Annotated in this window: 19 protein-coding genes; 5 read left to right on the top strand and 14 right to left on the bottom strand. The window is 65.4% G+C overall.

Annotated features, from left to right (window positions below):
- Window positions 1-55: 55 nt before the first annotated feature.
- The 4 genes from ACFPTO_RS12500 to ACFPTO_RS12485 form a co-directional block, all read right to left on the bottom strand.
- The gene (locus ACFPTO_RS12500; RefSeq protein WP_377711648.1) at window positions 56-838 is read right to left on the bottom strand and encodes an SDR family oxidoreductase; all 783 of its coding nucleotides are present in this window, start codon (window positions 836-838) and stop codon (window positions 56-58) included.
- Window positions 835-1,533 (bottom strand): 2-dehydro-3-deoxy-6-phosphogalactonate aldolase, encoded by a 699-nt coding sequence (locus tag ACFPTO_RS12495; RefSeq protein WP_377711647.1) that lies wholly within the window; start codon window positions 1,531-1,533, stop codon window positions 835-837. The genes ACFPTO_RS12500 and ACFPTO_RS12495 overlap by 4 nt, the downstream gene beginning before the upstream one ends.
- A gap of 83 nt (window positions 1,534-1,616) precedes the next feature.
- Window positions 1,617-2,675 (bottom strand): 2-dehydro-3-deoxygalactonokinase, encoded by a 1,059-nt coding sequence (locus ACFPTO_RS12490; protein ID WP_377711646.1) that lies wholly within the window; start codon window positions 2,673-2,675, stop codon window positions 1,617-1,619.
- Complete coding sequence (locus tag ACFPTO_RS12485; protein WP_377711645.1) at window positions 2,672-3,658, bottom strand: IclR family transcriptional regulator; 987 nt, start codon at window positions 3,656-3,658, stop codon at window positions 2,672-2,674. The genes ACFPTO_RS12490 and ACFPTO_RS12485 overlap by 4 nt, the downstream gene beginning before the upstream one ends.
- A 465-nt stretch (window positions 3,659-4,123) precedes the next feature.
- Here ACFPTO_RS12485 and ACFPTO_RS12480 point away from each other — a divergent pair, with 465 nt between their 5' ends.
- Window positions 4,124-4,336: a ParD-like family protein gene (locus ACFPTO_RS12480; protein WP_377711644.1), complete on the top strand. Its 213-nt coding sequence runs from the start codon at window positions 4,124-4,126 to the stop codon at window positions 4,334-4,336.
- A 244-nt stretch (window positions 4,337-4,580) separates the two neighbouring features.
- Window positions 4,581-4,871 (top strand): hypothetical protein, encoded by a 291-nt coding sequence (locus ACFPTO_RS12475; RefSeq protein ID WP_377711643.1) that lies wholly within the window; start codon window positions 4,581-4,583, stop codon window positions 4,869-4,871.
- Window positions 4,872-4,979: 108 nt separating this feature from the next.
- Here the strand turns inward: ACFPTO_RS12475 and ACFPTO_RS12470 are convergent, their stop codons facing one another.
- Window positions 4,980-5,336, bottom strand: coding sequence for a SpoIIAA family protein (locus ACFPTO_RS12470; protein ID WP_377711642.1), 357 nt, complete (start codon window positions 5,334-5,336; stop codon window positions 4,980-4,982).
- A gap of 561 nt (window positions 5,337-5,897) precedes the next feature.
- On the opposite strand from ACFPTO_RS12470, the gene ACFPTO_RS12465 reads away from it, so the two are divergent.
- Window positions 5,898-7,520, top strand: coding sequence for an NAD(P)/FAD-dependent oxidoreductase (locus ACFPTO_RS12465; RefSeq protein ID WP_377711641.1), 1,623 nt, complete (start codon window positions 5,898-5,900; stop codon window positions 7,518-7,520).
- Window positions 7,521-7,634: 114 nt separating this feature from the next.
- Here the strand turns inward: ACFPTO_RS12465 and ACFPTO_RS12460 are convergent, their stop codons facing one another.
- The 3 genes from ACFPTO_RS12460 to ACFPTO_RS12450 form a co-directional block, all read right to left on the bottom strand.
- Complete coding sequence (locus ACFPTO_RS12460) at window positions 7,635-8,024, bottom strand: RidA family protein (RefSeq protein ID WP_377711640.1); 390 nt, start codon at window positions 8,022-8,024, stop codon at window positions 7,635-7,637.
- A gap of 78 nt (window positions 8,025-8,102) precedes the next feature.
- On the bottom strand, window positions 8,103-9,593 hold the full coding sequence (locus ACFPTO_RS12455) for an N-acyl-D-amino-acid deacylase family protein (RefSeq protein WP_377711639.1): 1,491 nt from the start codon (window positions 9,591-9,593) through the stop codon (window positions 8,103-8,105).
- 17 nt (window positions 9,594-9,610) lie between these two features.
- Window positions 9,611-10,558, bottom strand: a complete 948-nt coding sequence (locus ACFPTO_RS12450; RefSeq protein ID WP_377711638.1) for a MurR/RpiR family transcriptional regulator — start codon at window positions 10,556-10,558, stop codon at window positions 9,611-9,613.
- A gap of 131 nt (window positions 10,559-10,689) precedes the next feature.
- Between ACFPTO_RS12450 and ACFPTO_RS12445 the strand changes: the two genes are divergently transcribed.
- Window positions 10,690-11,982 carry an amino acid deaminase gene (locus tag ACFPTO_RS12445; protein ID WP_377711637.1) on the top strand — a complete coding sequence of 431 codons (1,293 nt, stop codon included), beginning with the start codon at window positions 10,690-10,692 and terminating at the stop codon, window positions 11,980-11,982.
- A gap of 4 nt (window positions 11,983-11,986) precedes the next feature.
- Here ACFPTO_RS12445 and ACFPTO_RS12440 read toward each other — a convergent pair whose 3' ends face one another.
- Window positions 11,987-12,433, bottom strand: a complete 447-nt coding sequence (locus ACFPTO_RS12440; protein ID WP_377711636.1) for a MarR family winged helix-turn-helix transcriptional regulator — start codon at window positions 12,431-12,433, stop codon at window positions 11,987-11,989.
- A gap of 49 nt (window positions 12,434-12,482) precedes the next feature.
- The gene (locus tag ACFPTO_RS12435) at window positions 12,483-14,078 is read right to left on the bottom strand and encodes an MDR family MFS transporter (protein WP_377711635.1); all 1,596 of its coding nucleotides are present in this window, start codon (window positions 14,076-14,078) and stop codon (window positions 12,483-12,485) included.
- A gap of 134 nt (window positions 14,079-14,212) precedes the next feature.
- Here ACFPTO_RS12435 and ACFPTO_RS12430 point away from each other — a divergent pair, with 134 nt between their 5' ends.
- Window positions 14,213-15,103, top strand: a complete 891-nt coding sequence (locus tag ACFPTO_RS12430; RefSeq protein ID WP_377711634.1) for an EcsC family protein — start codon at window positions 14,213-14,215, stop codon at window positions 15,101-15,103.
- On the opposite strand, the gene ACFPTO_RS12425 is transcribed toward ACFPTO_RS12430, so the two are convergent.
- From ACFPTO_RS12425 to ACFPTO_RS12410, 4 genes are all read right to left on the bottom strand, one after another.
- Complete coding sequence (locus tag ACFPTO_RS12425) at window positions 15,073-16,023, bottom strand: alpha/beta hydrolase (RefSeq protein WP_377711633.1); 951 nt, start codon at window positions 16,021-16,023, stop codon at window positions 15,073-15,075. The genes ACFPTO_RS12430 and ACFPTO_RS12425 overlap by 31 nt on opposite strands.
- Before the next feature lie 51 nt (window positions 16,024-16,074).
- A complete protein-coding gene (locus ACFPTO_RS12420) occupies window positions 16,075-16,509 on the bottom strand; it encodes a CHRD domain-containing protein (RefSeq protein ID WP_377711632.1) in 435 nt (144 codons plus the stop codon).
- Window positions 16,510-17,013: 504 nt separating this feature from the next.
- The gene (locus ACFPTO_RS12415) at window positions 17,014-17,985 is read right to left on the bottom strand and encodes a threo-3-hydroxy-L-aspartate ammonia-lyase (RefSeq protein ID WP_377711631.1); all 972 of its coding nucleotides are present in this window, start codon (window positions 17,983-17,985) and stop codon (window positions 17,014-17,016) included.
- Window positions 17,982-18,629, bottom strand: coding sequence for a helix-turn-helix transcriptional regulator (locus tag ACFPTO_RS12410; protein WP_377711630.1), 648 nt, complete (start codon window positions 18,627-18,629; stop codon window positions 17,982-17,984). Before ACFPTO_RS12410 ends, ACFPTO_RS12415 begins: the two co-directional genes overlap by 4 nt.
- Window positions 18,630-18,647: the final 18 nt, after the last annotated feature.

The following is an 18,647-nucleotide window of genomic DNA, read 5'->3' as shown; positions in this document are numbered from 1 at the left end:
GGCCAGCGCTTCGGCGGATTCCTGCGGATTCGGTCAATCGCGAGTCAATCGTGCATCAATCGTGATAGAGCGCCGTGCGCCCTCCGTCGATGGTGATGCAGCTCGCGTTGATGAAAGGCGCCTCCTCCGACGCGAGGAACACCGCCGTCATCGCCACTTCCTCCGGGCGGCCGATGCGCTTCATCGGCGAAAGGGCGAGCGTTTCCTGGCGCGCGGCCTGCGGGTCGGGCTGAGCGTCCCACCAGTCGCGCGTCAATTGCGTCTCGATGTAGCCTGGCGCAATCGCATTCACGCGCACGTTCTTCGGCGCGTATTCGATGCCGAGCGCGCGCGTGAGACCCAGCACGCCGTGCTTCGCAACCGGATACGGAAAGCAGCCGGGGATGATCTGGAATGCGTGCGTCGAAGCGATGTTCACGATGCTGCCCGCGCCGCGCGCGACCATACCCGGCAGCACCGCGCGGCAGCCGTTCCAGACGCCGTCGAGATCGACAGCGAAGCAGCGGCGCCAGTCGGCATCGGTCATCGTGAGCGGATCGGCGAATACGTTGATGCCGGCGTTGTTCACGAGCACATCGATCGGGCCGAACGCACGCTCGGCTGCGTCCACCGCCGCACGCACCGAGCCGGGCTGCGTCACGTCGGTTTCGTGCGCAAGCACCTGCACCGCGTCGCCGTGCTGACGCGCGATTTCGCGTGCGGTCTCCCGCGCCGTTTCGCCGTCGAGTTCCGCGAGCACGACCGCCGCGCCCTCGGCAGCGAACGCGTGCGCAATCGCCGCGCCGATGCCGCGCCCGGCGCCGGTCACGAAAGCGACTTTGCCCGAGAGACGGTTCACGCCTGCGCTCCCTGGTCCGTACCCTGCGCACGCTGCACGTTCTGCCAGCCCGCGATAAACGCCTGCGCATTGGCGCGCGTCGTGCCCACGTCCTGGCCGGGCCGGTACAGTGCGGAGCCGAGGCCGAAGCCGCTCGCACCCGCCGCGAGTTGCGGCCCCATGTTGTCGGGCTTCACGCCGCCCACCGGCAACAGCGGCACGGCATGCGGAATCACCGCGCGCCAGGCCTTCGTCACGGCGGGGCCGAGTTGCTCGGCGGGGAACATCTTGAGCGCGTCCGCGCCGTGCTTCAGTGCGGCGAACGCCTCGGTCGGCGTCGCGACGCCGGGCACGCACGCAAGACCCTGCAGCTTCGCCGCCAGCACGACATCGACATCGGCGTGCGGCATCACGATCAGTTCGCCGCCCGCGGCCTTCACGTCGCGCACGCGCTCGGGCGTGAGCACCGTGCCTGCGCCAATCAGCGCGTCGGCGGGCAACGCCGCGCGCAGCGCCGCGATGCTGTCGAGCGGATCGGGCGAATTGAGCGGCACTTCGATAAGCCGGAACCCCGCCTCGTAGAGCGCGCGGCCATGATCGGCGGCTTCGGCGGGCCTGATGCCGCGCATGATCGCGATCATCCGGCACGCGCCGAATGCGGCGACGAAGCCCGCATGCGGCGTGTAGGGAGCGGGCAGGTTCAACTCGGTTTCCATGTCGTGGTCCTGTATTTCGCTTTCCGTTTCGGGTTCCGATTCCATTCGATGCGTACGCAACTTATGCGACGTGGCGTGCGTACTTAGCGCGGTCCGACCAGGCCCGCCTGCATCGCGATGTGCCATAGCCCGCGCTCGGTTGCGTGATGCACGATATGCGCGCGCATGCAGCCGAACTGTTCGAGCGCGAGCCGATAACGCTCGCAAAGCGAATCGCTGCCGATCAATTGCGGCGCGCACTGCGCGAGCGTCACGTCGCGGCGAGCGAGCGCCACTTCGAGTCCGGCGAGTTCGTGGCCGATCACGACGCCCGAGAGATAGTCGGGCTGCTCGTCGGCGGCCAGTTGCCCCGTGAGTCCGAGCGTGCGCGCGCTGAACGCCGTCGCGAGCAGCCCCTCGCAACCGTGCTCGCGCGCCACGGTCACGCCGCGCAGGAACGCGTGCGTATCCGGCTCGGCGGGCCGCTTCATCGTGCGGCCGAGGATCGTGTGCGCCGTGAGCGCCGCATAGATCTCGCCGGTCATGAACGTATAGAAGCGCGCGATACGGCCGCCCTCCACCACCACCCATTTCGCGTGCGTGCCGGGCAGGCCGATCAGCGCGGACTGCGTGCCATGCCGCGTACCGCGCGGGGCACCATGCAGTGCTCCGCGCAGTGCGCCGAATACCTGCGTTTCCTCGCCACGCATGACATTCGGCAGCGCGCCCGGCTCCAGCACGCCGGGCACGACGCAAAGCGAAGCGCCCTGCGCCGTTTGCACGCGGACAATGCCCGCCACCAGCGCATCCATGCTCGCCGGCGTCTCGACGTAGGGCGCCTGCACCCAGCCCTGCGCGCTGCCCACCATGCCCGCGGCGATCACGGGCAGCGTGGGCGCGTGTTCGAGCCAGACGCCGCACGCTTCGTCGAACGCGGCATCGAAGCCGCCTTCTTCCGCGGGCACCGGCAGATTCATGACTCCGGCGGTCGAGATGCGCGTCGCGAGCACTTCACCCGACGCGTCGAGCAGATACGCGCGCAGCGAGGTCGTACCCCAGTCGAGCGCGAGCAGTGCCGCGCGCCTGGCGGCCTCGGCGACGTCCGCGACGTCGGCACCCTGCGCGCCTTGCTTGCCGGGCTGAGCCTTCTCGTGAGCCTTCATCGGCGGATCCTGCGCGCAGCCGGTTGCGGCGCGCGCCAGCCGAGTTCCTGCGAAATCGCGCGCGCCGTGCGTTGCACGACCGAAATCAGTTCCTCCATGCGCTCGTGCGGCATGTATGGAATCGTGCTCGCCACCGAGAGCGCGGCGACGATCGCACCCGAAGCGTCGCGCACCGGCGCCGCCACGCAGCGAATCGAAATTTCGTTTTCTTCCAGATCGAACGTGTAGCCGCCCGCCGCATAGTTCGTCATGCGCTTCACGAACGTATCGGCATCGAGGTTGTGATCGGGACGAAAGCTCACGCCCGCGAGCGCGCGGCGCGACGCGTCGAAGAGTTCGCGCCATGACGGCGGCGTGAGATCCAGCATCATGGCCTTGCCGATGCCCGTCGACGCGAGCGGCATGCGGTGGCCGACACGCGAGCGCATTTCCAGTCCGCGCTGGCCGGGGATTTTGTCGATGTAGAGCACATCGTCGCCGTCGCGCACGCCGAGGTGGATCGTGTCGAGCGTTTCATCGGCGAGGGCCGCAAGGTGCACGCGCGCAACCGCCGTGAGCGGCATCTGTTCGAGCGCGATGGTGCCGAGTTCGATGAGCTTCGGGCCCAACAGGTAGCCGCCGTGCACCTGGCGCAGATAGCGCGCCTGCACGAGGCTGGAAACCAGACGGTGCGTCGTGCTGCGCGTCGTGCCGAGCACCGCGCCAAACGAGCGCAGGTCGCGCACCCCGGCCGCTGCCGCTTCGAGAATCGCGAGGCCGCGCAGGAGCGTTTGCGTGCCGGCCTGCTGCGTCGGATCGTCGAGCAGCGTGCCGGGCAGGCCGATTTCGTCGGCGCCCGCGCGTGGCTTTGTGGCGGCGGGCTTGGCGGACGGCGCGTCGAGGGCTGCGTTTTGTGCAGCGTTTTGTGCCGCGTTTTGTGCCGCGTTTTGTGCTGCGTTTTGTGCAGGGTTCACGGGCAGGCTCGCGTCGAGTGTCGAGGACATCGCTTTGGTCATGGCGTTGGCGACGAATCAGCGAAGTGAGGGGAGCGGATCGGGAAAAGCGCAGTTAGTCCGCGCGACGGCGCGCGAAAGCGCCCAGGGACGGCCCGATTGACACAGCGTGCCTGGCTAGCTCGAACATGACATGTCTCCGAATCTTGTGCGACAAGCCGCGCCCTGTGTGTGGCGAGCGGCTTGACGGTTTTCGTCCCGGTTGCGTCGGACTGCGCGCGATAGCGGCACAGCCCCGGCGGGTTGGTCTGGATTGTAGGACGGTTTTTTCGCGATCTCCAATATGTGAATGCGGTGCTCATATATTGGGAAAATCGGGGCACGCGCTCGACCCACACGCGCCAACTCACCTTTTGTAGCTAATCCGCAAACCGGCCTGTCCAAGGTCGTAAATCGCTTGTCCTGTCGGATGGCGATAATATATGTTCCATATGCGTTTCATATATGGAGGGTGACGTGGGCATTGTGAATATCGACGACGTTCTGCACGATCAGATGCGTAAGGCAAGCACCGTGTCGTGCCGGTCGATCAACGCGCAAGCGGCCTTCTGGATTAAGGTCGGCATGTTGTGCGAAATGAATCCGACACTGAGTTTCAATGAGATTGTTACTCGTGAACTGGAAGCCGCAGGCATCGTTGCGCAAGCCGTCAAGGTGGCTTTGACGTGACCAGGCGACCTGAAGAAATCGCATTGATGGCGGAGTCGGTCGTCAATGAACTCAAGGCGCGCCCGGCAGGCAAAGGGCAGTACGGCTACCAGCTTCTAACAGCCATCTGATAGTTCGCGCCTTGCTTGTCTTTATCGCCGGACACGAAGGGTTTCCGGTCAGTGTCATCGAAAGAACCGTTTCATGTGCTACCGTAAGTGCTCGGAGCCAGCAGGACGTTTCAGCCGATCACCAAAGGACGCTCATGGAATTCAGCAATAGCGCTGTACTTGAAGCTCTCCGACTTGCTTTGTATCGACAAATACCGTGGCACAAGCGACCAGCAATTTTCACATCGCTTCGCTCGCAAGGTCTGATCCAGACCATTGACCAAAAACCTCCCCCCAGTACGAAGTATCTCCCGACACACCAGATTGCCATCCTGACCGATAAAGGACAGAAGGAAATCCAGCGCATCGAGGCGTCGAAGCATGTTTCTGGATGGCTGGACGACGACTACTTCGCGACGTTCCTTGCAGAGGTTGCATTTGCCTGAGTGGCACATCTGACGTCGATGAACGAAGCGCCGGCATCCAATGTTCCATGCGCGGATCGCGATCTTCGGTGCCGACCTCTACCCGATAAGGACGGCTGGAACCTACATTCAGGCGTTGATCCAGGCTCGCGCCTGATCCAGCTCGTTGACGTGAAACGCCTTGATTTCAGCCTTTGTAAAGAACCGCGCCAAATGCATCGAGGCATGAATCCATCTCGCGTCGGCCACCACGGCAGCGCGCGTGACCTTGCGGGCGACAGAAACGCCGAGCGTCATATCGGTCCACAGCGCCTTCGGCTCGATACCGCTGAAATGCTCAATGCGTTCGAGGACACGGGTCTTTCCGTTCACTTCAATATCACCACGCATGCGCTCGATGGCTTCGCGCAGTTCGTGGTCGGTGATCTTGCCTTCGACGGATATTTCGATGACCGACGAATCGGCAGAGGCGTGATACAGGATCATGGCAGGCCCCTTGGTCAGGAAGACGTTTCGCGCTCAGGCACGGATGAGCCTGGCGTTAGATGGCGTCCTCATGCTACCCCTTTCCACGCGCCCGGTTATTCGCAGCACTGTAATACGACCCGCGGCCACGGCAAGCGAAACGACATGCGCAGCGCGTCGCCACGCCCCCTTTCCCTCTCCCCGCCGCATTTTCGCGCGGCATTTGAACCGAGGTGCTATGCTGCCCACCTTGAACAACGAGGGTGGCTCCGCCCGCATGGCAAGGCGCTAGCACAAACCACTCGTTAGCACCGGCATAGTGGAGCGCTTTTCGCCTCGCCATAGTCCGAGGACGAAAAAATCTCCCCGAAATAAGGCTGGATTCAAGCTCGCATCCTGAAGTTGACCGAGTTGTCGCCCAAGCTGTCCAACCCGGCCAGCGCACAACCCCGAGCGCAGCTTTTCCAGCGATGAATGGTTTGCATCCGAAATGCCCTCGTGGCGAATAACGCCGCGGCCAGCATGCCGGTCCCTGCCTGTATTAACACCGCCACCGCCCGTGGCGACCGTATCCCAGTACCGATGTTACGTTTAAGCGAAATCAAACTCCCTCTCGATCATGCTGAAAGCGATCTCGAAGCCGCGATTCACGCGCGGTTCGCGGACCTCGGCATGCCGAAAGACGATCTCCTGCATTACACCGTGTTCCGCCGTGCGCACGATGCACGCAAACGCTCCGACATCAAGCTGACCTATATCGTCGATGTCGAAGTCAAGGACGAAGCGGCTGCGCTCAAGCGCATCGCGGGCAAGCCGCATTGCGGCGTGACGCCCGACATGACCTACCGCTTCGTCGCGAAGGCCGACGAGCACTCCACTGCGCTGCGCCCGGTCGTGATCGGCATGGGGCCGTGCGGCGTGTTTGCGGGACTGATTCTCGCGCAGATGGGCTTCCGTCCCATCATCCTCGAACGCGGCAAAGCCGTGCGCGAGCGCACCAAGGACACCTTTGGCCTGTGGCGCAAGTCCGTGCTCAACCCCGAATCCAATGTTCAGTTCGGCGAAGGCGGCGCCGGGACGTTTTCCGACGGCAAGCTGTACAGCCAGATCAAGGATCCCCACCACTATGGCCGCAAGGTGCTGGACGAATTCGTCAAGGCAGGCGCACCGGAAGACATTCTTTATCTGAGCCGTCCGCACATCGGCACGTTCCGCCTTGTCAGCATGGTGGAAAAAATGCGCACGACCATCGAGCAGCTCGGCGGCGAAGTGCGTTTCGAAACCCGGGTCGACGACATCGAAATCGATCAGGGCAAGGTGCGCGCGCTCAAGCTCTCGAATGGGGAAACACTGCGGTGCGATCACGTCGTGCTGGCCGTGGGTCATAGCGCGCGCGACACCTTCCAGATGCTGCACGATCGCGGTGTTTTTATCGAAGCCAAGCCGTTTTCGCTCGGCTTTCGCATCGAACATCCGCAGGGGCTCATCGATCGCGCCCGCTTCGGCAAGTTTGCGGGCCACAAGCAACTCGGCGCAGCCGACTACAAGGTGGTCCACCACTGCAGTAATGGACGTGCGGTCTACAGCTTTTGCATGTGCCCTGGCGGCACGGTGGTCGCGGCAACCTCCGAGCCGGGCCGCGTGGTCACCAACGGCATGAGCCAGTATTCGCGCGCCGAGCGCAACGCGAATGCGGGCATCGTCGTCGGTATCACGCCTGAAGACTACCCCGGCGGTCCGCTAGCCGGCATCGCATTCCAGCGCAAATGGGAAGAGCGCGCCTTCGAACTCGGCGGCGGCGACTACAGCGCGCCAGGACAACTGGTCGGGGATTTCATCGCTGGCAGGCCGTCGACGTCGCTCGGCAAGGTGGTGCCGTCGTACAAGCCGGGCGTGCGCCCGACCGATCTCAGCACCGCGCTTCCCGACTATGTGATCGAAGCCATCCGTGAAGCACTGCCCCAGATCGACAGGAAGATCGCGGGCTTCGCTATGCACGATGCCGTGCTTACCGGCGTGGAAACGCGCACTTCGTCGCCGATCCGGGTTCGGCGCAATGACGCTTACCAAAGCGTGAACGTCGAAGGTCTGTATCCGGCCGGCGAAGGCGCGGGATATGCGGGCGGTATCTATTCGGCCGCCATCGACGGCATTGAAGTCGCGCAGGCGTTGGCACTCGATCTGACGTCGGCGCACGCACGCTGATGCGTCAGAGCCCCCGGTAATCTGCACTGAACCAAACAAAAAGCGGCCCTTGAATCAAGGCAAGGGCCGCTTTTGCGTATTTCGGTGAGGGCGCAACAAACCGCGCCCGTGCGACTACTTCCCGGCGGGCGCTTTATAGGCGACGCAGTCGATCTCCACCTTGCAGTCCACCACCATGCTCGACTGCACGCATGCGCGTGCGGGCGGATGCTCGCCGAAGTACTCGCGAAACACCTTGTTGAACGACTGGAAGTCGCGCGCATCGTCAAGCCAAACACCGCAGCGCACGACATGTTCGGCGCCGTAGCCCGCTTCCTTCAGGACCGCGAACAGATTCTGGATCGCCTTGTGCGACTGCTCGACTATCCCGCCGTTGATTATTTCTCCGCCTTCCATCGGCGTCTGTCCCGACACGTACAGCCAGCCATCGGCTTCCACGGCGCGCGCGAATGGCAGATGCTGTCCGCCCTGTCCTTTGCCGCCTTCCGCTCCAATTCGCTTCATCGTTTGCTCCTTGCAGATCATCCGGCGCGCGCGACGCCGTCATGGCTAACGCGCGCGCCGAGGGTCGAGATTCGTGGTTCAAAACATCGTCGCCGACGCGGCTTGCGCCTCCACCTCACGCGCGCCGCGCGCAACGAACCGGCCCGCGCGCTCGCCGGTCGGCCGGCCATCGCGGTAGGAAAGCACGCCGTTCACCCACACGGCGTCGATGCCGTCGGCCACCTGCTGCGGCGCGTCGAACGTCGCCGTATCGCGCACCGTTGCCGGATCGAACAGCACGAGGTCGGCATGCCAGCCGACGCGCACCTCGCCGCGCTGCGTCAATCCGAAGCGCCGCGCGGAGAGGCTCGTCATCTTGCGCACGGCCTCTTCGAGCGGGATCAGCGCGGCCTCGCGCACGTAGTGGCCGAGCACACGCGGAAACGCGCCCCATAGCCGCGGATGCGGCAAGGGATCGTTCGGCAGGCCGTCCGAGCCCACCATCGTCGCCGGGTGCGCGAGGATGCGGCGCACGTCGTCCTCGGACATGTTGTGGTACACGGCGCCCGCCGGTTGCAGGCGCCGGGCCGCTTCCTGTTGCGTGACGCCCCACTCTGCCGCGATGTCCTTGATGAGCTTGCCCGCCTGTTCGGGATGCGGCGTGGACCGGGTAATCGTGATGTCGATGTCGCCGCTCACCTGCTTGAGATCGAGCGTCGACGAACTGCGGCTGTACGGGTAGCAGTCGCAGCCGACCGGCTGGTACTTGCGCGCGCCGTCGAGCGACGCGAGCACTTGCGCGCTGCGCCCCCAGTTCGACGGCCCGGCGCATTTCAGGTGCGAGATGACGACCGGCACGCGCGCGTGGCGGCCGATGTGATACGCCTCGTCCATCGCGTCGAGAATCGCATCGAATTCGGTGCGCATGTGTGTCGTGTAGAGCGCGCCCGCGGCGGCGAGCGGCTCGGCGAGCGTGGCGACCTCCTCGGTCGAGGCCTCATAGGCCGAGCCGTATGCGAGCCCGGTCGACAGCCCGAGCGCACCGTGCGCGAGCGCGCCCTCCAGTTGCGCGCGCATCGCGGCGATTTCGGCGGGCAGGGCCGCGCGCATGAGGTCGTCCATGTGGTTGTTGCGCAGCGCGGTGTGGCCGATCAGGGCGCCGACGTTGACGGCGGGCCTGGCGGCGTTCACGGCGTCGACGTACGCGGAAAAGGTCGGATAGCGGAAAGCATCGCGCTCGCCGAGCAGATTCATCGGATCGGGCGGATCGCCCTTGAGCGTGACGGGCGACGCGCTGATTCCGCAGTTGCCGACAATCACGGTCGTCACGCCCTGGCTGATTTTGGGCAGCATCTGCGGCGAGCGGATTACGTGCGTGTCGTCGTGGGTGTGCACGTCGATGAAACCGGGCGCGAGGGCGCGACCGTTGGCCTCGATCACGTCTTCGGCGAGCCAGTTCGTGAGGTTGCCGATGGCGGCGATGCGGCCGTTGCGCAGCGCCACGTCGCGTTCGAGCGGCGGCGCGCCGCTGCCGTCGTAGAGCCGGGCGCCGACGATCAGCGTGTCGGCGGCTTCAGGATGCGAATGCATGTGGTTCTCCTGTTGACTCAATCCCCCACCGGCTGACGCTCCCCGCCACCGCGATGCGCATCGAGCGTGTGCTTCATGCGGCGCAGCAACTCGCGCGTCTGCTCGGGCTGCGCGAGCGCCAGTTCGGTCGCGAGCACGTCCAGCGCCATCATCATCGCGTAACGCGATGACGATGGTTTGTAGATGAAATCGGTCTCGCTCGCGACGATCGGCACGAGCCAGTCGGCCAGCGTGGCAAGCGGCGAAGCGGGCGCGGTAAGCGCGATCACCTTCGCGCCGTAATCGCGCGCGATGCGGCAACTGTCGAGCAGCTCCGGCACCCGCCCCGTCACGGAAAGCGCCACAACCACCGTCTCGTTCGACATCGTGCTCGCCACCATGCGCTGGAGCACGCTGTCCTGATAGGACGCCACCGGACAGCCGAGGCGCACGAGGCGAAAGCGCAGTTCGTCGGCGAGCGCCGTGGAGCCGCCGCCCATGCCGAACACGTAGATCATGCGCGCGTCGCGCAACGCCGCCGCAGCCTGCGCGAACGGCGCCTCACGCAACAGTTCGTGGTGGCGCGCGAGCACGGTGTAGATATCGTCGAAAACACGCGTGACGAGCGCCTGCGGCTCGCCATCCTCGCCGCGCCGCTCGCGCTTGCCACTATCACCGCTCTCGCCGCTCTCACCGCCCCCTGCCGCGCCGCTGTGCAAGAACCGCTCGCCCACGGCGGCGGCCTGCGCGAGCCGCAACTTCAGTTCGCGCACGTCCTCGCAGCCCACCGCCTTCGCAAAGCGCGTCACGGTTGCGACGCTCACGCCGGCGCGCCGCGCCAGCTCGCCGATGCTCGCGCGCGCGGCGCTCGCCAGATCGTCGAGGATCAGTGCGGCGACCTCGCGCTCGGCGGGCCGCAACGTGCTCGCACATCCCGCGATACGCGCGACGATATCGAAACGATTTGATTCTGGGGCAGAATTCATGGAAACGGACATCGGCGAACCGAGCGGGCGCACGCTGTTAGTTAATAACAAATCGAAAATAAACAGTACGTCGCGTACTATCTCACAGATAACGCAAAACCTCAGTCAGCAGCGCAATGGAGCAAGGGTAAATGAAAGTTACAAACTATCTCAGTTCGACGATTGACCCGAGCAGCAAGGGCCTCGGCAACGTGCCGGGCGCAAGCGTGCCGCTCGCGGACGCCGCCCGGCTCGACTGGAACCTGCTGAACGAAGACGTGAGCCTGCCCGCCGCCGTCCTGTATTCGGATCGCGTCGAACACAACCTCCAGTGGATGCAGGATTTCGTCACGCGCTACGGCGTGAATCTCGCGCCGCACGGCAAGACGACGATGGCGCCGCAGCTCTTTCGCCGCCAGATGGAAACCGGCGCGTGGGGCATCACGCTCGCGACGGCGCATCAGACGCGCATGGCGTATCGCGGCGGCATCTCGCGCGTGCTGATGGCCAATCAGCTGGTCGGGCGCCACAACATGGCGATGATTGCCGAACTGCTCACCGATCAGGATTTCGAGTTCTTCTGTCTCGTCGATTCGGTGCAAGGCGTCGAGCAACTCGGCGAGTTCTTCCGCGCGGCGGATCGCAGGCTGCAGGTGCTGCTCGAACTCGGCGTGCCGGGCGGGCGCACCGGCGTGCGCGACGCGCAAACGCGCGACGCCGTGGTCGAGGCGATCAAGCGCTATCGCGGCACGCTCAGGCTCGTCGGCGTCGAAATCTACGAGGGCATCCTGAAGGAAGAAAGCGACGTGCGCGCGTTCCTGCGCGAAGCGGCGACCATCACCCAGGAGCTGGCCGCCGCGGGCCGCTTTGCGCGCATGCCCGCGCTGCTCTCCGGTGCGGGATCGGCCTGGTACGACGTGGTCGCCGAGGAATTCGCGCCGCTGTCACAGGCCGGCGTGGTCGATGTCGTGCTGCGTCCGGGCTGTTACGTGACGCATGACGTCGGCGTGTACAAAGAGGCGCAATCGCAGATCCTCACGCGCAATCCGATTGCGCGCGAGATGGGCGTCGCGCTGCTGCCCGCGCTGCAACTCTGGGCCTACGTGCAGTCGATTCCCGAGCCGGGCCGGGCGATTATCGGCTTCGGCAAGCGCGATGCCGCGTTCGATGCGGGCTTTCCCGAACCGTCGCGTCACTATCGCCCGTCACGCGACCGGGCAACGGGCGCCGCGCCGCGCGAGATCGACGCGAGCGAAGGCTGGAAAGTGTTCCAGATGATGGATCAGCACGCTTACATGCAGATCCCGGCCGATGCCGATATCGCGGTCGGCGACATGATCGCGTTCGACATCTCGCACCCCTGCCTCACGTTCGACAAGTGGCGTCAGGTGCTGATGGTCGATCCGTCGTATCGCGTGACGGAAGTGATCGAGACGTTCTTCTGATTTTTTAAGGCGTGGCGCACGCGCCGCCCGCCGCCTCGCCGATGCGCGCCTCCATCATGCCGAGCGCGCCCGAAAGCGCGGCGAGCGCATCGTCGGGAATCGACATCGTCAGGTTCAGGAATGCGTTGCGGCGCGGCAGCGCCGCTTCGGTCGCGGCGCGCCCCGCTTCGGTGAGCTTCACGTTCGTGATGCGGTTGTCGCGCTCGTCGGCGCTGCGCGCGATCCAGCCAAGCGACTCCAGCAGCTTCAACTGCCGCGTGAGCGCGCCAGGATCGACGCGCAGATGCTCGACCAGTCGTTTTTGCGACGACTCGCCATTGCTCTGGTAAAGCGCGAGCATGATCCGCCAGCGCGGCAGCGGCAGGCCCACCTGCGACTCGAACGCCGCCATGAACGCGCGATAGGTCCGTCCGAACTGGTGGACGATGGCGATGCGGTCCTGTGTATCCATCTCGTATCTTTGGCCTCTGCGATTGGGCGGTGAGCCGAAAGCGGCCGCCTCAATCCGCGTGAATGACGGGCTCGATTTTGCGATTCAGGCTGATGTGCGGCACCCGCCGGGTCTGCCAGATCGAGACGAGCGCGATCACGGCCGCCACGGCAATACCCATGTGAATCGCCCCGACGAGCGCTTCGCGCGCCGATTCGAGCAGCAGCGCGCCATTGTGCCCCGCGTGGGTCAACTCGCCTAGCAGGGTGGACTGTGCGTCGCGGTTGATGAGAATCTGCGGATCGGCGAGCTGGGGCAGCCAGTGCGTGGCGTGATCGGCGTCGAGCGCGCTGCGCACGCCGCTCTTGTAGAGATGCGTGACCATCGTGCCGGTCAGCGCCGTGCCGATCATGCCGCCGATCATCCGCAGCGACTGCAACAGCGCCGTCGCGATGCCGAGGTGCTCGCGGCCCGCCGTCTGCTGCGCAAACACGGTGAGATTCGGCATGACGAAGCCGAGGCCGAGGCCGCCGACGATCATCAGCGCCATCAGCAGCGGGCGCGGCGTGGTGTGGGTCGCGACAACCACGGCCAGGCACGCCGCCGCCAGCATCGTGAAGCCGATATACAGCATGATGTTTGGATTGCGGATGCGCGAAACGATGCGGCCGTTGGCAATGCTGCCGATGGTGATGAACACGACAAGCGGCGTGATGACGAGGCCCGCCTCCTTCGGCGACATGCCGAAGCCGCCCTGGAACAGCAGCGGCGCATAGAAGAGCAGCGAGAACATCGAGAAGCCGCCGAGCACCGCAAGCGTGAAGAGCGCGTTGAGGCTCGGGTTGCGGAACATGTCGACGGGCAGAATCGCCTGCGGCGTGCGGCGCTCCCACTGCCACAGCGCCCACGCGGCGGCGGCGGCCACCACGAGCAGCGCCGCGGTGGACAGGCTCACGCCATACCGCGGCAACAGCTCGACGAAAAGCTGCGTGCTGCCGAGCGCGAGCGCAATGAGCAGCGCGCCCGGCCAGTCGAGCCGCATGCGCGCCTTATGCGCGACTTGCCGCAGATGCGGCAGATAGCGCCAGACGAAAACCAGCGAAATAAGCCCGACCGGCAGATTCACGTAGAACACGGAGCGCCAGCCGTAGTACTGGGTGAGAAAGCCGCCCAGCGACGGTCCGACCGCGTTGGCAATGCCGAACGCCGAACTTATGAGCACCTGCCAGCGCAGGCGGACGACTGAATCAGGGAAGAGATCGGGAATGCAGGCGAATGCGGTGCCGACCAGCATGCCGCCGCCAATGCCCTGCAAGCCGCGCGCGATCACGAGGAACAACATGCTGTTGGCCGCGCCGCACAGCGCCGAGGCGCCGGTGAAGACGACAATCGACGCAATCACGAACGGCTTGCGTCCGTAGTAGTCGCCGAGCCGTCCAAAAATGGGGACGGTGATGACCGAGGTGAGCAGATACGAGGTCGCGACCCACGCGTACAGCTCGAAGCCGCGCAGTTCCGAGACGATGGTGGGCAGCGCGGTCCCGACGACGGTCTGGTCGAGTGCGACCAGCATGGTCACGAAAGACACGCCGAGCATCGCCAGCAGCGACTCCCGGAATGGCAAGACCTGCCCGCTTGAGTGGTGGGCGCCACGGTGAACTGCCATTTTTGATTCAGCAATGATTGATGCGGCAAAGAACTCGCATCGTATCACGATGCGATCCTTTACACTGGGCGCTCACGGGACGGCTGACGCGCCGCCTGCTTTCGCCGCCGCGCACTTTCACCCGCGGGAGATATATGGGGACACCGTCCGATACGTCCAGTACGCCGGGTATCGCGCAGATCGCCGGAACCTTGTCCGAGGCCGATCTACTGGCGCTGCACCGCGCGAAGCACGAACTCGAAAGTCCGCCGCTCGGCATGAAGCTGGCGGCGCTCGTCGGCGCGCCGATCGAGAAGATGATCGCGAAACTGCCCGCGCTCGCGAGCGACAAGGTGAACGAAGCGACCCAGGCCGCGCTGCGCCGCTGCCTGCAAATCGCGCTCAAGACGCTCGGCAAGGCGGGCAGCGGCAACAGCATGCCCGGCGACACCGCGAGCCAGGTCGTGCTGGCCGCGAAGCCGAGCAATCTGCTGCACAAGTTCGCGGTGGCGACCACCGGCGCAGCGGGCGGCGCGTTCGGCCTCTTCGCGCTGCCGGTCGAACTGCCGGTCACGACCACGCTGATGTTCCGCTCGATCTGCGACATCGCGCGCAGCGAAGGCGAAAATCTCACCCATCCCGATGCCCAGCTTCAATGCCTGACCGTATTCGGCATGGGCGGGCGCTCGGCCGTCGACGACGAAGCCGACTTCGGCTACTTCATCGTGCGCGGGGCGCTGGCGCAGGCGGTATCGAGCGCATCGGCGGAAATGGCGACGAAGGGCTTCGCGGCACATGGATCGACGGCGCTGCTCAGGCTCATGCAGACCATTGCCGCGCGTTTTTCCGTGCAGGTCAGCGAGCAGATCGCCGCAAAATCGATTCCGGCCATCGGCGCGGTGCTCGGCGCGATGGTGAACACGGTGTTCATCGATCACTTTCAGCACGTCGCGCACGGCCACTTCACCGTGCGGCGGCTCGAACGCCGCTATGGCGGCGACGCCGTCAAGGCCGCCTACGACGCAATCGACGTCGCGCTCGACTGAGGTCCGGGCACGTCTGCCTCCACGGTGACGCGCTGCACGAAGCGCGCCGCGTCGTCGAGCGCGCGCCGCGCCTCCGGCATGAACGGTGCGTAGATCGGCCAGATGTGCGGCAGGCCGCGTGCAATCTCGCATTCGACGTGCACGCCTGCCGCGCGGGCCCGCTCCGCGACGCGGCGTGTATCGTCGAGCAGCACCTCCGTGCTGCCCGCCAGCATGAAAAGCGGCGGCAGGCCGTGCAGGCTCGCATGCAGCGGCGACGCATGCGGATTGGTCGCGCTCGCCCCGCCGAGGTAGAGCGGCGCCACGCGCGCGAACACCTCCCCCGTGAACATCGGATCGCGCCCGTCGTTCTCGCGAAGCGACGCGCCGGTGCACGCGAGATCGGTCCACGCCGAAAACAAAACCGCGCCCGCGGGCAACCGGTCGCCTGCATCGCGCAGCGCGACGAGCGTCGCGAGCGCAAGGCCGCCGCCCGCCGAATCGCCCGCGATCACGATCGACTCCGCACGCCGGCCCGCGGCGAGCATGCACCGATACGCGGCGAGCGCATCGTCGAGGGCTGCGGGGAACGGATGTTCGGGCGCGAGGCGGTAGTCGAGCGAGAACACGTCGGCCTTTGCGCGCGGCGCAAGACCGAACGTGATCGTGCGATGCGACTTCGGCGAGCAGAAGTAGTAGCCGCCGCCGTGGAGGTAGAGAACGGTGCGCGTCGCGCCTGCTTCGCGCAGCAGCCACTCGCCGCGAAGCGGCGCATCGGCGGCGTCGTATTGTTCGCGCAGCCGGAAGCCGCCTGGCGGACTCGGCGTCCAGACGCGTTTTGCCGTGTGCGCACGCACGCGCGCGACATCGATCGGCTCACGCGTCGCGGGCAGGAAGCTGTTCCGCAGATACCAGCGGACCAGTGCGTTTTGCCAGCTCATCGGCTCAGGCTCCGGTGAGCAGCGCCGCGCACGGAATTAACGCGTGCACGCTCAATTGGACGGCAACACCTGGCCGCGAATTTCTCCGGGCGGATTCACCGCCGTATGAACGTTGAAGTACCACTGGCCCGCCATGAGATCGGCGGCCTGCTTGTCGTTGAGCGTCGCAGAGCCCTTCATCGGGCTCGCCAGTTCCGATTTTGCAATCCCTATCTGCACGTCCGCGTTCTGGCCGACAGGCGCCGGGCCGTGGAAGTGCGCAGACGTGACCGGGCTCGACAGGTCTGCGTACGTCACGGTCCATTGGAGCGACTTCGACGACGTGTCGAAGGTGGCATCGACCGTGCCATGGCCGCGGCTCACACGCGGCGGAACTTCGCTGGACGGCTGGAGATTGGCTTTGAGTGCGACGGTATCGGCAAATGCGGCGCTCGATGCGAGGACACACAGGGCGAGAGCGAACTGCAAGGGACGAAGCGCAAACATGAGAATTCTCCGTTGTTGTGGTGCGCCGCACCGAACGCCTTGGGCGGCGCATTCACATGCTAGAGCAAATCATGAGACAACGCCCGCGCGGCTCCGGCGAAGCGCCGCGGCGTGCGGCTCCTGGCATCGAGACGGACGACGCCGCTCATCGACCGCAATTTGCGCGCCCGTTGCTCGCCCTGGACGCTTCTACGCGCGAGCGTGCCGCCCAATACGCGCTGAATGACTGGCTGCGCGGCCAACCATTTCGGAAAACAGACTGAATCCGCGCAGCCGATTCCCAACACTTCGTGAAACAGTAATTTGAGCGATTCTGTCTCGATCCTGTCCGTAACTGTCTTTAAGCTACGTATTGCGAGAAGCGACTCTTCCCCTAAGGGTCTCCAACCTTGTGCGCGGCTTCGGCCGCGTTTTTTTTGCTCCGTTTCAGCCGGATTTCGCTCGATTCCCGCGCGAATGCCGCCTGCTGCGCGATGCAATCAGGCAGCGCGCAGCGCCTGTCGCTCAATGCTGCGCGCCGACCAGTTCCGAGAATCGCTGCAAGTCGACATTGCCGCCCGACACGACGATCCCCACGCGCTTGCCGCGCACCTCCACCTTGCGTTCGAGCACCGCCGCCGCCGCGAGACAACCGGTCGGCTCAACGACGATTTTCATGCGGCTTGCGAAGAACTTCATCGTCTCGACCAGTTCGGCGTCGCTCACGGTGACGATCTCGCTCACGCGCTCGCGAATCACCGCGAACGTGTGCTGACCGAGATGCTGCGTCTGCGCGCCATCGGCGATGGTTTTCGGCGTATCGATATGAACGATCGAGCCTGACTGCAGGCTGCGCTTGCCGTCGTCGCCCGCTTGCGGTTCCACGCCGATCACCGTGCATGCGGGCGCGAGCGCGTGCGCCGCCGTCGCACAGCCCGAGAGCAGTCCGCCGCCGCCGAGCGGCACAAACAACATGTCGAGCGCGCCGGTTTCCTCGAAGAGTTCCTTCGCCGCCGTGCCCTGCCCGGCCATCACGTGCGGATGATCGTAGGGCGGAATCAGCGTGAGGCCGCGCTCGGCGGCGAGGCGCTTGCCGAGCGCCTCGCGATCTTCGGTAAAGCGGTCGTAGAAGATGACTTCGCCGCCATAGCCGCGCGTCGCCGCAACCTTGATGGCGGGCGCATCGTTCGGCATCACGATTACCGCCTTCACGCCGAGCAGTTGCGCCGCAAGCGCAATGGCCTGCGCGTGGTTTCCCGACGAGAACGTGATCACGCCGCCCGCCTTCTGCTCGGGCGTGAACTGCGCGATTGCGTTGTACGCACCGCGAAACTTGAATGCGCCGATGCGCTGAAAACTCTCGCATTTGAAGAAGAGTTCCGCGCCCGCGCGTTCGTTGGCAGTACGCGACGTGAGCACGGGCGTGCGGTGCGCGACGCCGCCAATGCGCGCGTGCGCGGCGACGACGTCTTCGAAGGAAATCGGCAGGGTGCTCATGATCGTTCTTCCGGAGGCAGGTAGGTATAGACGGTGGAGCGCGCGACGCCAAGCGTGCGCGCCACTTCGGACAGCGCGTGGCGCAGGTTCAGGGCGCCGCTCTCGGCCAGTTCGCGCACGGCTTCGCGGCGCTGCGCGAGCGTGAGGCCGATGGGCGTGGTGTTGCGCGCGGCGGCGTAGCGTTCGAGGCTCGCGCGGACATCGTCGAGCTGGCGCGGCACAAGCGTTTCGGCGACAGGCGCGCCGACCGGATCGGTCTGCATCAACCGGCCGAGGCTCGCGGTCACGGCGCCGAGCAGCGAAACGTCCATGTTCAGACAGATGGCGGCGACAAACTCGCCCGCGCCGTTTCTCAGGCCAATCGACGTGCTCTTCGCCGGGCGGCCATCGGGAAAGCGGTTCGGATAGTTCTGCACGACCTCCGGAAAACCGGGGTCGGTGATGCGTGCAAGGCCGAGTTCGGTGGTGGCGTCGCCGACCTGGCGGCCCGAAAGATTATTGGCGATTGCGACGACGGAGTGTCCAGGCTGCGTCAGATCGTGCAGCACCACTTCGACAAGCGGCGCGAGCGTCTCGCCAAGCGCTTCGACAATCTTGCGCGCCTCGCGCAGCAGGAGCTGGGTTTCGCGGTCAGGCTGGTTCATGGATGACATTTTGGCGAT

It is taken from the genome of Paraburkholderia denitrificans, from assembly GCF_042655705.1.
Lineage (GTDB): Bacteria > Pseudomonadota > Gammaproteobacteria > Burkholderiales > Burkholderiaceae > Paraburkholderia > Paraburkholderia denitrificans.
Note: the sequence above shows the minus strand (reverse complement) of the source record. Positions and strands in the feature narration are given on the sequence as shown.